The sequence below is a fragment of the Paenibacillus tarimensis genome (assembly GCF_021532315.1).
In the GTDB taxonomy this organism is placed as follows: domain Bacteria; phylum Bacillota; class Bacilli; order Paenibacillales; family Paenibacillaceae; genus Paenibacillus_I; species Paenibacillus_I tarimensis.
Window position 1 is genome coordinate 41,974 of record NZ_JAKGAO010000006.1, and the last position, 13,157, is coordinate 55,130.

The 13,157-nt window shown below is 52.7% G+C and carries 10 protein-coding genes; all 10 read left to right on the forward strand.

The window, feature by feature from the left end; all coding sequences use genetic code 11:
• Window positions 1–142 precede the first annotated feature (142 nt).
• The 10 genes from L1N82_RS05310 (at window position 143) to L1N82_RS05355 (ending at window position 13,156) form a co-directional block, all read left to right on the forward strand.
• Window positions 143–2,104 (forward strand): ATP-dependent DNA helicase, encoded by a 1,962-nt coding sequence (locus tag L1N82_RS05310; RefSeq protein ID WP_235286344.1) that lies wholly within the window; start codon window positions 143–145, stop codon window positions 2,102–2,104.
• A gap of 144 nt (window positions 2,105–2,248) precedes the next feature.
• Entirely contained in the window at window positions 2,249–4,201 is a 1,953-nt protein-coding gene (locus L1N82_RS05315; protein ID WP_235286345.1) for a PAS domain S-box protein, read from the forward strand.
• A 237-nt stretch (window positions 4,202–4,438) separates the two neighbouring features.
• A complete protein-coding gene (locus L1N82_RS05320; RefSeq protein WP_235286346.1) occupies window positions 4,439–4,744 on the forward strand; it encodes a DUF485 domain-containing protein in 306 nt (101 codons plus the stop codon).
• Window positions 4,745–4,759: 15 nt separating this feature from the next.
• On the forward strand, window positions 4,760–6,580 hold the full coding sequence (locus tag L1N82_RS05325; RefSeq protein WP_235286347.1) for a solute symporter family protein: 1,821 nt from the start codon (window positions 4,760–4,762) through the stop codon (window positions 6,578–6,580).
• A gap of 191 nt (window positions 6,581–6,771) precedes the next feature.
• Complete coding sequence (gene hxlA, locus L1N82_RS05330) at window positions 6,772–7,404, forward strand: 3-hexulose-6-phosphate synthase (protein WP_235286348.1); 633 nt, start codon at window positions 6,772–6,774, stop codon at window positions 7,402–7,404.
• Between the two features lie 13 nt (window positions 7,405–7,417).
• On the forward strand, window positions 7,418–7,978 hold the full coding sequence (gene hxlB / locus L1N82_RS05335) for a 6-phospho-3-hexuloisomerase (protein ID WP_235286349.1): 561 nt from the start codon (window positions 7,418–7,420) through the stop codon (window positions 7,976–7,978).
• Window positions 7,979–8,095: 117 nt separating this feature from the next.
• Window positions 8,096–8,470, forward strand: a complete 375-nt coding sequence (locus L1N82_RS05340) for a winged helix-turn-helix transcriptional regulator (RefSeq protein ID WP_235286350.1) — start codon at window positions 8,096–8,098, stop codon at window positions 8,468–8,470.
• A gap of 198 nt (window positions 8,471–8,668) precedes the next feature.
• Window positions 8,669–10,462 (forward strand): sensor histidine kinase, encoded by a 1,794-nt coding sequence (locus L1N82_RS05345; RefSeq protein WP_235286351.1) that lies wholly within the window; start codon window positions 8,669–8,671, stop codon window positions 10,460–10,462.
• A 7-nt stretch (window positions 10,463–10,469) separates the two neighbouring features.
• Window positions 10,470–11,975 (forward strand): response regulator transcription factor, encoded by a 1,506-nt coding sequence (locus tag L1N82_RS05350; RefSeq protein ID WP_235286352.1) that lies wholly within the window; start codon window positions 10,470–10,472, stop codon window positions 11,973–11,975.
• 209 nt (window positions 11,976–12,184) lie between these two features.
• Window positions 12,185–13,156, forward strand: coding sequence for an ABC transporter permease (locus L1N82_RS05355; RefSeq protein WP_407946702.1), 972 nt, complete (start codon window positions 12,185–12,187; stop codon window positions 13,154–13,156).
• The last annotated feature ends 1 nt before the right edge of the window (window position 13,157 follow it).

Genomic DNA, 13,157 nt, shown 5'->3' on the forward strand with positions numbered 1-13,157 from the left:
CATATTGTTGTAGATACCACCGGAAGCGGCAGAGGGGTGAACAGCTGCATCATTCACGTCTCGCTCGACTTTCCGGTAATCCCGTGTAATAATGGACGTTCGACCCGCAGCTTGTACTTGTAAATGTGGAGGCATAAGAGAAGTGGCGAGATATCCGTTTGACTATGAACCTAAGAGACCGTTCATTCAGCAGGCAGGCGAATGGATTGGGGATGTGTTTTACGATGTGCTGCCTGAAGCGGGCTTCGAGGTCCGCGACGAGCAGATTTATATGGCGTATCAGCTGGAACGCGCCTATATGGACAAGAAGACGATATTTGCGGAGGCGGGGGTAGGCACAGGCAAGACCTTGGTCTACCTGCTTTACGCTCTCCTCTATGCGAGGCATACGGGGAAGCCGGCTGTCATTGCCTGCGCGGATGAATCGCTGATCGAACAGCTGGTGAAGCCGGAAGGCGATATCGCCAAGCTGAAGAAGCATCTGGATTTGGACATTGATGTCCGGCTGGGCAAATCCCCGGACCAATACCTCTGTTTGCGCAAGCTGGATGACGCAGGCACGGGTGCTCTGGAGGACGATGGAATCCGTTTCCGGGAGATTTATGAAGAGCTTCCGGAATTTGTACGCAAGCCGGCGCCCATGCAGTCCTTCCATGCCTATGGAGACCGCAAGCAGTACCCGGATTTAAACGATGAGCAGTGGAGAAGGATAAGCTGGGATGTATTTCAGGACTGTTTTGTGTGTGATAAGAGGCATCGCTGCGGCCAAACGCTGTCCCGTGATTATTTCCGCAAAGCGGCTGAAATCATCGTCTGCTCGCATGATTACTACATGGAGCATGTCTGGACCTATGAGAGCCGCAAACGTGAGGGACAGCTCGCTCTGCTTCCTGAGCACAGCTCGGTTGTGTTCGACGAAGGGCATCTGGTGGAAACGGCGGCCATGAAGGCGCTGGGCTACAAGCTGAAGCATGATGTGTTCGAAGTCATGATCACACGCCTGTTGGAGGGAGAGGTCCGAGAGACGCTCGCTGTACTTATCGATGAGGTTATTGACCAAAGCTCCCTGCTCTTTGAAGTGCTCGCGGCCCAAAGCCGACCGATTGCCGGATCAGACCGTAACCAGCTTGATCTGAACCCGCGGCTGTTACGGGAAGTTAGGCAGTTCAGAACACTGCTGGACGCTATAGAGGAAGAATTGGTGTTCGAAGGCGAGCTGCATACGCTGAATGAATACCAGCTGCGGATCGTTGAAGAGCATATTGAGATGATGCAGAAGGCTCTGGCGCTGTTTAATGATCCGGATACGCTCATTTGCTGGACCAGCGGCACGGGCAGCGGACTGACGCTGTCCATTATGCCGCGGACGGTTAAGGAGATGCTGCGGGAGAGGGTGTTTGCTTCCCGTATGCCGATCGTCTTCTCATCGGCTACCCTGTCGGTTGGCGGCTCCTTCTCGTTCATTGCAGACAGCCTCGGTGTGGAGGATTACCTCTCCTTCTCGGTCCCTTCGCCTTACGATTATGTAGAGCATATGGAAGCGCTGGCTCCTGTGTGGAGGGAAGCGGGCTCCTTCGACGAGAAGCTGAAGGCAGCAGCCCGGCTGATACACCGGACGGAAGGAAGGGCACTTGTCTTGTTCAGCGGCCGCGAGGAGCTGAACAGGTTCAAGGCCGCATCTGCTGTGCATCCTGACTACAGCGGACTGGATTTTTTGTTTGAAGGCGATGCGGAAATCAGTCACCTGATCTCGCGTTTCCAGCAGGAGGAGCAGACGGTGCTGTGTGCGGTCAGTCTATGGGAAGGGCTGGATGTGCCGGGACCGTCGCTGTCCAATGTGATCGTATGGTCCCTGCCATATCCGCCGCAGGACCCCGTCTTTATGGTTAAGCGGAAGGAATCGTCTGCCCCGTTCGAAGAGGTGGACCTGCCTTATATGCTGCTTCGGCTGCGGCAGGGGATGGGCAGACTGATCCGATCCCGCAATGACAAGGGAATATTCGCGGTACTCAGTGATGAGCTGCATACAAGACCTGCGGTTAGAGCGCATATCGATGCCGTGCTGCCGGAAGGCGTATCCTTCCGTGAGCTGGAGTTGTCATAGAAGCAAATTAAGGTATCCTCCGAGCATATTTCGGCAGGATACCTTTATGTTATGTCGAAAATGTGTTTAAATTGTGGGGAGTTTGGGTAAAGAAAACTGCTGGTTGTATTCAACCTAATTACATCTATGTTGGGAGTGCTCAAGTTGAAAATCGGGAGCGATGAATTGTTTGGACAACAACCACTGTTTGAACATGTATTTAACAATGCTCCAATCGGTATAGCCATCATCTCTCTGGACTACGAATGGATCAGCGTTAATCCGGCTGTTTACCGCATATTCGGACTTACGCAAGGTGAGCTGTACGCGGTTGCTCCTAAGGACTTCATCAATCCCGATGGAGAGCGTGAGGATAACTATTTGCAGCAGCTGCTGGATGGCCAAAGTCATGCGTTTGAAATAGAGAAGAGGCACCGGAACAAGAAGGGCGAAGAAATCTACGCGTCGCTCCATGTCTCGCTTGTTCAGGCAGAGCAGCCTAAGAAACCGCTTTACTTCATTTTACAGGCTGTGGATGTGACGAAGAGCAAGGCCGCGGAACGGGGCTTGCAGGAAAGTATAGAACGCTATACATCGCTGAAGAAGTATAATCACGATGCAATTATTTCGTTTGGCCTGGATGGCCGTATCATTAACGGCAACCAAATGGCCGAACAGGTAACCGGTTATGAGATCAAAGAGCTGATAGGCGGCAAAATTTCCAGGCTGATTGGAATTAAAAACATGAACGGCATATTATCCAATCCGCTGAATTACTCCGTTGTTGAAAAGGAAATCAGCTTTATCCGAAATAAAGCTGGCCATGAGGTTGAGGTACTGTCTACGCTGGCTCCGATCATTATCCACAATGAGAATGTGGGCTTCTATCTCATCGCCAAGGATATGACCGAACAGAAGAAGCTGATTATAGAGAAGGAAGCCGCCGAGAAAACGAACCGTGCCAAGAGTGATTTCCTTGCTATGATGAGCCATGAAATCCGGACCCCGATGAACGGCGTAATCGGAATTACCGATCTGCTTCTCGATTCGGGCCTGAATACAGAGCAGCAGGAATATGTTCAGCTCATCAAGCGGAGCGGCGAGACGCTGCTGAGCATTATTAATGATATCCTTGACTTCTCCAAGATTGAGTCGGGCAAGGAGGAGCTTGTCATCAGCCCGTTTAATATCAGGGAAACATTGTCGGATACCCTGCAGGTATTTATTCCGAGAGCGCTGGATAAGAGCCTGGAGATTCAAACATCCGTTGACCCCAAAGTCCCTGCGGTCGTTGCTGGCGATATGATGAAGATCAGACAAGTTCTGATTAATTTGCTCAGCAATGCAGTCAAGTTTACGCCCCGCGGGACGATATCCGTGTCTATTGAGTGCCTGTCTGAGGAAGATGGAGAGATTATCCTTTCCTTTTCTATTAAAGATACAGGAATTGGGATACCGGAGGACAAGGTAAACCGGCTCTTCGAACCGTTCTCTCAAGTCAACCCGTTTATGTCACGGAGTGTGGAAGGCACGGGACTCGGACTGGCTATATGCAAGCGGCTGGTCCAGCTTATGGGCGGAGAAATCTGGTATGAGTCAGCGAAAGATGTAACAGGAGCTGTATTTACGTTTACCTTGCCGTTCAGCACTTCAGATACATTCCAGTCGGTAGAGGAAGAAGCTCACCCCTCAAAGGAAGAACGGGCGGTGTCCGGATCACTCCGTATACTGATTGCAGAAGACAATAACGTGAACCAGATCGTTTTGAAGAAGATCATTGAACGGCTGGGCTACCAGGTTGATATCGTCTCTAATGGACTGGAGGCTGTTGAGGCGTACGAGCAGCACCCCTATGATATGATCTTCATGGATATCCAGATGCCAGTGTTAGACGGGTTGGAGGCAGCCCGGAGAATCCGAATGGAGACGAAGTGGGAGTATAAACCGTTCATTATTGCCATAACCGCCCATGCAATGAAGGGTGACCGGGAAAAATATCTTGAGCTCGGCATGGATGAGTATATTAGCAAGCCTGTCAGCATCGGGGCGGTTTCAAAGATATTCGATGATGCTGCGGAAAAAGGGATAACCGCCCAGCAGGAAATAAAGCTGAGGTAATATGCAGATCGGGTTATCTGGAGACATAGAGGCATACGGAACTACAGTTCCGTATGCCTCTTCTGCGTTTGGGCTCCCGATTAGAAGACTTTTCATAAAGGGTGGCGGATACTGGGAATCCGTGATATATTCACAATGTTGACACAATTATAAGCGCTTACATGAGTAAAGGGAGGTGAATGGCGGAATTGTTTGCTGGTCGTAATTTCACAGCGTTATAAAGGAGGAGTTCCGACAATGGCACGTAAGGATATGTCGCTTAACGAAACCTCTGTATTCGTAACGGAAGAAGAAATGCGCCAGGTAGACCAGTCCTACAAGCAGCAGAGAAAGCTGAGCTTTTCGTTCGGGACGGTATTCTTCGTGGTGACCCTGATGATTCCTTTCCTCAGCGGTACGGCTGAATGGTGGTACGGCAGACCGTTTCTGGCCGGCCTGTCCCTTAATTTCTGGACAACAGTCTTACTGTTTCACCTGTTCTACTGGGTTCTCGCCTATCTGTTTGTAAGAAGAGCGAATCAGCTTGACGAAAAACTCAAGTAGGGGGTGTACCATACCATGCTGAATACGTACGCCATCATGATGGTGCTGACACTGATCATTATCACGATTGTCATTTCGCTTGTGACACGGAAATTTAATTCGAGTACCGCCAACTTCTATCTCGCGGGACGGAAGGTTGGCATGCTGACGAATTCGACCGCCATCTGCGGCGACTACTTCTCAGCGGCTTCCTTCCTGGGCGTGGCTGCGGCGGTGTATGCCTCGGGTGTTGACGGCATGTGGTATGCGATCGGTTTTGGCGCCGCCTTTGTACCGGTCGTGCTGTTTCTCGCGAGCCCGCTGCGCAAGTTTGGCGAATATACGATCCCTGATTTTCTGTTCGCACGCTTTGGCAGAAGCCATGTGGCACGCATCATTGGAGTAGTCATGGTGCAGTTGATTTGTATTTTCTACCTCGCGCCGCAGATGGTCGGAGCCGGTAACACATGGAATGTACTCGTAGGTGTTGGTTTCCTGGGCATGAGTCCTTACCAGACCGGCGTAGTGGCAGTCGTAATCATTATGATGTTTTACGTAGCGGTAGGAGGGATGAAGGGAACGACCCTGAACCAGATGATTCAGTTCTGGGTATTGTTTACCGCCATGTTCATTGTCTTCGCCCTAATCCTAATTAACGGGGTCGGCTCTTATGCTTCCGAGCGGGTGCCGCTGGTAAATCCGTCCACGATGACGGTAGCGAAGCTGATGGAAGGGGAAGAAGGAAGCAGACCGTATGATCAGGCCCGGGAGGTGATGAGTCCCGAAGCGTTCGCTGTCGTAGAGGCCGCTGTGCAGAAGGGAGATCCCGGGGCTACAGTTAATGTGGTTCTTCCTCAGACGAATAAGCTGCATCCTGAGCGGACGATGATCTTCCAGGAGCCCGGGCACCGGTATGACTGGCTGAACCAATTCTCAATGGTCCTTGCTCTGGTGCTGGGAACCATGGGCTTGCCGCATATTATGAACCGGTATTATACGAACCCTTCAGGCAAATCGGCAAGGCTGACAACGCTGTGGGTGCTGGGCTTCATCGGCTTCTTCTATATTATGAGCTCGGTTGCGGGCATGGGGGGGCGCAAGTATGTCAGCGAGCTGGCCGGATCTGATCCATCCATAACAGGCTTGACAGTAGATGGTCTGCTGCTAAAGTCCGATCAGATTATGCCGGTCCTCGGCAAGCTGCTGTTCGGTGAGTTTGGTCTCGGCTATGTAGCTGCGGGTGCCTTTGCAGCGATGTTCTCAACAGTAGGCGGTCTGCTCATCGCTTCAGCGGCATCTTGGGGGCATGACATCTACGAGAATTACGTGAATCCGAATGCACCGGAGTGGAAGAAGGTTCTGGTTGGCAAGATTGCGGTTGTCGTGATGGGATTGTTCTCGCTGTTCGTCGGGATCGGCATCCCGGCGATCGGGCTTGATAAAGCGTATCCGTCGCTTATTGCGATGATGGTCACCTGGGCGTTCGCCATCTCGGGAGGTGCCTTCGTGCCGATGCTGCTATGCTCAATCTGGTGGAAAAAGACGACCCGCAACGGTGCGATCGCCGGTATGCTGGTTGGCGGCGGAGGCAGCATTTTGTTCATCGGACTGAATATTCTCAAGGAGACGGGCGTGTTCCCGGCGGGCAGCTTCGGGGCGGTGCTTGGAAGTCTGGCGTTCCCGTCCATCTTTATTATACCGCTCAGCTTCGCTGTTATTGTGATGGTCAGCTTGTTCGGAAGGCAGGGGCAGCCGGCTTATGTTAACAGCATCTGGGCCCGGATTCATGGCACGGATGCATTATCCGAACGGGTCCGGCTGGCTATGCAGGAGGCGGATAAGCGTCCGGCCGGATAACTTTAACCGCGGATGGACCTCCTCTTTGCCAGGGGAGGTCTTTTTCCTGTTCGAAGCGGGTTGCCTTCAGCGGCCAATAGTATCCTCTGCGTAACTACCCCACTTGAAAGTGCCTACTTCCCGTAATAACGGATTGGCTCTACAATAGCCTGGTACTTACAATTCGAAAGAGGCTAAAGGAGCGGATACACATGGAACTGCAGCTTGCACTTGATCTGGTGGATATTGAGGGAGCCAAGGAAGTCCTGGCTGAGGTGGCTGACTTTATTGATATCGTAGAAATTGGCACACCGGTCGTCATTAACGAGGGCCTCCATGCCGTTAAAGCGATTAAGGAAGCTTTTCCCACACTGCGCGTATTGGCTGATTTGAAAATTATGGATGCCGGCGGTTACGAGGTCATGAAGGCCTCGGAAGCGGGTGCAGATATTATAACCGTGCTCGGCGTTTCGGACGACTCAACGATCCGCGGAGCGGTGGAAGAAGCGCGGAAGCAGAACAAGAAGATTATGGTGGATATGATCAATGTACGAAACATGGAGGAACGCGCCAGAGAGATTGATGCTCTCGGTGTGGACTACATCTGTGTCCACTCAGGCTATGATCATCAGGCCGAAGGTAAGAACTCCTTCGAGGAGCTAATGACAATTAAGAAGGTGGTCAAGCAGGCCAAGACAGCGATCGCGGGCGGAATCAAGCTGAGCACCCTGCCTGAGGTCATCCAGGCTCAGCCGGACCTCGTGATTGTGGGCGGCGGCATAACAGGCGAGCAGGACAAGAAGGCGGCGGCAGCCGAGATGAAGCGCCTAGTCGCGCAGGGTTAATCGGGTTTCGGTCATGGGTGCTCATGTTGATTATGCAGCTGAGATTCTGCGGGAGCTGATGCATTCAGCCGAGCAGCTCAGCATGGAAGAAGCCGAGGGACTGTCAGAGGCCATTCTGGGCGCGGGCAAGGTATTTCTTGCAGGGGCCGGCAGGTCAGGACTCATGGGCAGGGCATTCGCCATGCGCCTCATGCATATGGATATTGCCGCCTATGTGGTAGGTGAGACGGTAACGCCAGGCATTGGGAAAGGGGATCTGCTGATTATCGGGTCTGGATCAGGCGAAACCCTAAGTCTGGCCGCGATGGCCCGCAAAGCATCGGGTGCAGGAGCGAAAGTGGCGGCTGTTACGATTCATCCTGCATCGACCATCGGTCAGCTCGCTGATCTGACCGTGAAGCTGCCTGGAAATTCGAAGGAACAGTCAGAACGCTCGGGAGGAACAGTTCAGCCGATGGCATCCTTGTTCGAACAGACTCTTCTGATTTTCTACGACAGCCTCATTCTGCGGATGATGAACAAGCGCGGATGGAGCTCCGAGCAGATGTACGGCAATCACGCCAATCTGGAGTAAAGACGGTTCCAGCTTCTGACATAAATAAGGAAAGGCCCTTGCTGGCAGGCAGGGGCCTTTCCTTGTAGCCGAGGGACATTCGTTGTATCCTTGTATGTAGGGGAGGTGCCGGACGTTATGGTAGTGGAAATCAAGGACCGCATTGATCTGAAGGCAATCAACTGTGAGAAGGAGCTGACGCTTGCTGTCATCGGGGGCAAGTGGAAGCTGATCATTCTTTGGCATCTTGGACTGGAAGGAACCAAGCGCTTCAGTGAACTGAAGAAGCTGATCCCCAATATCACGCAAAAGATGCTCACGAACCAGCTGCGGGAGCTCGAGGAGGATCTGCTGATCGAGCGGAAGGTATACGCAGAGGTGCCGCCGAGAGTGGAATATTCGCTTACCAGCCACGGGGAGAGCCTGATGCCCGTGCTGAACATGATGTACAACTGGGGCAAGAGCTACGGCGAGAATGTCATCTGGAAGGATGACAGAGGCGCCCAAGCATAACAGCTTGTATAACGCAGGACAGGAGTCAGATGCCGTCAGCGGCCTTTGACTCCTGTCTTTTTTGGGTCTCGCAGCCTGAGGCAGTACACCGGATTTTTAACCAAAACAGCTGGATTTTTGAACGGTTAAAGCGTTTTCATATATGGGATGGTATGAGAAAATAAGAAACCAACACCTATTGGAAAGGGCTGCTGCTCCATGCCACCTTCGCAAAAGACCTTTGACCGCAAGAGATTCAGCTTCAGTACGAAGCTGGTTCTGATGTTGTCGGCTGCCAACTTGATTATCTTCAGCACGGCCGGCTTTGTGACGTACCAGGTTCATCTCTCTTTCTTTAACAAGGAGGTCAGCCGCCAGTATCAGCTGACAACAGAGCAGGTGCTAGCCAGACTGGATGCGCGTGTAAGAGATATGTACCGGATTACCGACTATATTACACTGAACCCTTCGGTTAAGCTGGCAATCAGCGGCCAGCAGCCGAATGCGACCTCCTATGAACGGATGGTCATTGAGAAGGCGTTAAATGAGGAGCTGCATCAGGTACGGCTTGACGCGCCGGAAATTATGGGCATACGGATCTATGATCTCAAGGGCAATGTCATCAATCTCGGTACCATGACGAGCTTGTTTTATCAGCTGGATCCGGATTTCTTGAAGAAGGCGGTGTCTAGACTGGAGGGAACAAGCGGGGAGTATGTCTGGATGCCGCTCCAGGAGCTGAACGATCAGGATGAAGGCGGGGTCAACGGCATATTGGCAGGAAGGCTGATGCGCTCCATTGAGCTGGATACCTATGGCATGATGGTGATTCTCTTCAATTCCTCGCTGTTCGAATCCTACCTGAAGGATCTGCGGGTGCATGAGGATATTAATGCTTACTTATACGACTCGGAAGGCCGGCTGCTGTACACGTTAAACCGGGAGAAAGATGGCGGCACTGAGCTGCAGGAACTGACGGGGGAGCGCGGTGAAATCCGGAGTGAGAACGGGGTCAGTTATCTGTACACGCAGCAGCAGTCGGACAAAGTAAATTTCACGCTGGTCAGCAAGGTGTCGCTGAAGCAGATTCAGAGCCGGAGCTGGGTGATTTTGCAGGTAGCTGTTATCTCGGCGCTGGCCAGTATTTTCTTCTCCTGGATTATTATTACCCTTATTGGCAAGCGGCTGCTCCGTCCACTCAACAGCCTGGTGTTTGGCATGAAGCGGGTCAGGGACGGGGCATTTCATACCCGCGTGGATATCAAAACACGCGATGAGCTTGGTTTCATAGGCGAGAGCTTCAACCAGATGGCTGGGCGGATTGAGACGCTGATCCGTGAGGTGTATCAGCGGGAGCTGAGTGAGAAGGAAGCGGAGCTGAAGGCGATTCAGGCCCAGCTGAACCCGCATTTCCTGTATAACACGCTGGGTATGTTCTTCTGGAAATTTTACGTGCTTGGCGATGAGGCGTCTGCCCGGCTGGTAAATTCGCTGTCCGAAATGCTGCAGTATACGCTGGAGCCAGCAGGTAAACTGACGACACTTGGCGATGAAGTCCGGCAGATGGAGCATTATTTTAACATTCAGAAGGCGAGATATGAGGGAGCGCTGTTCACTACGATCGATATTCCGGATGATCTGCTCGATAGCCGTGTGATCCGGCTGCTGCTTCAGCCGATCGCGGAAAATGCCTTCGTGCATGCATTCATCAACAAGAAGACAGACCGGAATCTGACCATACGCGGGTGGAGAAAGCCGGCTGTGGACGAAGATCCGGATTATCTGATGCTGGAAATATCGGATAACGGCTGCGGTATGGATGAGGAGACATTAAGACGACTGCATATCCACACCGGCATACAGAATGGAGGAAGGGAGCGGATCGGGATCAGCAGCGTCAGGAGGCGCATCGCCCTGATTCATGGCGATCCGTATGGAATGGAGCTCCGATCGCCACCTGGCCATGGAACCACTGTGCTGCTGCGTTTGCCTTATCATACATCGGGAGGATGATGCCAACATGATCGGCCGATTACTGGTGGTGGATGACGAAGCCTGGTTTCGGGAGGGACTGATCAAGCTGATTGGCAACCACCAGCTGGGCTGGGAGGTCGTCGGAGAAGCTTCTGACGGTGAGGAAGCACTTGCTGTTATCGAAGGAATGCCGCCCGATCTTGTCATAACCGACATTAACATGCCGGTTATGGACGGTCTGGCGCTTTGCGGCCGCCTGGCCGAGCAGTATCCGGACGTGTCGGTTATCATATTGACGGGCTACCGGGATTTTGAATATGCGCGCCAGGCGCTGCGTTACGGAGCGGCTGAGTTTCTGCTGAAGCCCCTGGCCTTGGATGAAACCTGCAGAGTGCTGCGTAAGGCTTATGAGCAAATGCGCCTAAGGAAGGCGGAGCAAAGAGCGCAGGAGCGGGAGAAGCAGGCTTCATTCCTGCAGGGCATTCTTCTCGGACTGCCTTGCAGCCCGGCCGGTACGGAGGCATTTGAAGGAATTGGGAAGGACAGGGAGCTGTGGCTGCTTCGGGTGGAAAGCTTCTGCCCCGAGGGCAAATCATACAGCTCCCGGGATGAAGGGCTGCTGCACTATGCGGTCTCCAATATGGCAGAAGAGCTGCTTCAGCTTCACCGGGTCGCAGGGTTTACGCTGCCGATGAGGAAGGACGAATACGCGTTCATGCTCGAACCGGGCGATGATGCGGCCGACTACCGCCGGCATCTGGCCGCAGCCGTGCAGGAGCTGATCGGACTTAGGACGAGCTGGCTGCCTGGAGGGTTGCTGCGGACTGCTGAGGAGGCTGGTCAGAAGTATGAGCAGATGAGATCCGGCAGCCCGGCGGACAAGGCAACGGTTCATGTGAAAACAGATAGTTCCTATGAGCTCCGGGAGGAGCTGCTCAGCATGCTGGTAACCGGAAGCCTGCAGGAAGCGGAGAAACGGATCACTTCGCATATCAGGCAGGCGTCTTCGCTGCCGCTTGCGGACTGCAAGGCCCAAATTTATACCCTGACAGCCGTTTTCTTCGACATCCTGACACAGGATTTTAAGCATTTGCGGGCATGCTCATACGAGGATCTGAAACCGGGTGCGATTCTGCTGATGGACACGGCGGAAGAGCTGGAATCTTGGGCTCTCGCCAAAGGACGGGATTTTATAGCCCTGTTCACCGGCTGGATGCAGGAGAAGCAGGACAATGTTGTGCAGCGGGCCATCCGGTATATTGAGACCCATTACCACGAGAGCTGCTCACTCCAGTCGGCTGCCGCTTATGTCCATGTGACGCCAAACTATCTCAGCAATTTGTTCAAGAAGGAGACAGGGACGGGGTTTACCAACTATGTCAACACATACAGAGTGGAGAAGGCCAAAGCGCTCCTCGCTGGCAGCAGACTGAGAATGACGGAAATCGCAGGCCGTACCGGCTTTGACAATGCGAGCTACTTTACAGCCGTATTCAAGCAGTTGACGGGCAGGTCACCGTCGGAATACCGGAAGGAGCAGGGTCGTGATTAAACAAGGCTGGCCCACCGTTCATGACGATGAAGGGCACAGCCCTGTTTGGGCTGCAGTTGCAGGCTGTGGGATGGCAGAGGTTCCCGGAATACTGCGTACACTGTGTAGAATTTCAAAAGAACTGTTGTAAATATTGAAGGTTTGAGGGCGCTTACATTATTACAATACAACTAGAGCGTTAACAAGCTTATGCAGAAAGGAGCCCTACTATGAATGTTGCCGAGGCGGCTGCCCCGCAGGCGGTACCGGAACATGGGGCCGAAGCAAAGCAGCGGCTCAAGATGCAGAGATGGCGGCGATTCAAATCCAATATCCCGCTGCTCATCATGTTCGTGCCGGTGGCCCTGTTCTTCCTGATTTTCCGTTATGCGCCGATCGGCGGCCTGGTCATTGCCTTCAAGGATTACAATTTCTTCGACGGTGTTCTGAATAGTCCGTGGGTCGGCTTCAAGTATTTCGAGATGTTGTTCCAGGATACGCGCACACTGGAGATTATCCGTAACACGTTCTTTCTCAGTGTGCTGAGCATTGTGTTCGGCTTCCCGGTTCCAATCATACTCGCCATCATGCTCAATGAGGTCAAGAACATGATGTTCAAGCGGACCGTGCAGACCATTGTGTACATGCCGCATTTCTTCTCCTGGGTCATCATCTCCATGATGGTGCTGACCGTGTTTTCTCTGGAGAACGGCGTCGTCAACCGATGGGTGGAGAGCTTCTTCGGTGAACCCTACGCCTTTATGTATAACAAGGAATCGTGGGTGGCCATCTTCATAGGCTCCGGGATTTGGAAGGACATGGGCTTTAACGCGATCATCTTTTTGGCAGCGCTTACTACGATTGATCCAAGCTTGTATGAGGCAGCTGGAATGGATGGAGCGGGCAAGTTCCGTAAGATCTGGCACATAACGCTACCGGGCATTCGCTCTACCATTATTCTGCTCCTGATTCTGTCGATGGGCCGGGTGATGGAGGTAGGTTTCGACCAGGTCTACATGCTGCAAAATTCCAATGTCAACGAGATTGCCGATGTCATCAGCACGTTTATTTACCGGACCGGCCTGCAGGGCGCACAGTTCAGCCTGACGACGGCGATGGGGCTGTTTGAATCACTGGTGGCGCTGATCCTGATCGTAACGGCCAACTATATCGCGCGCAGATTCAATGAGGGATTATGGTAAG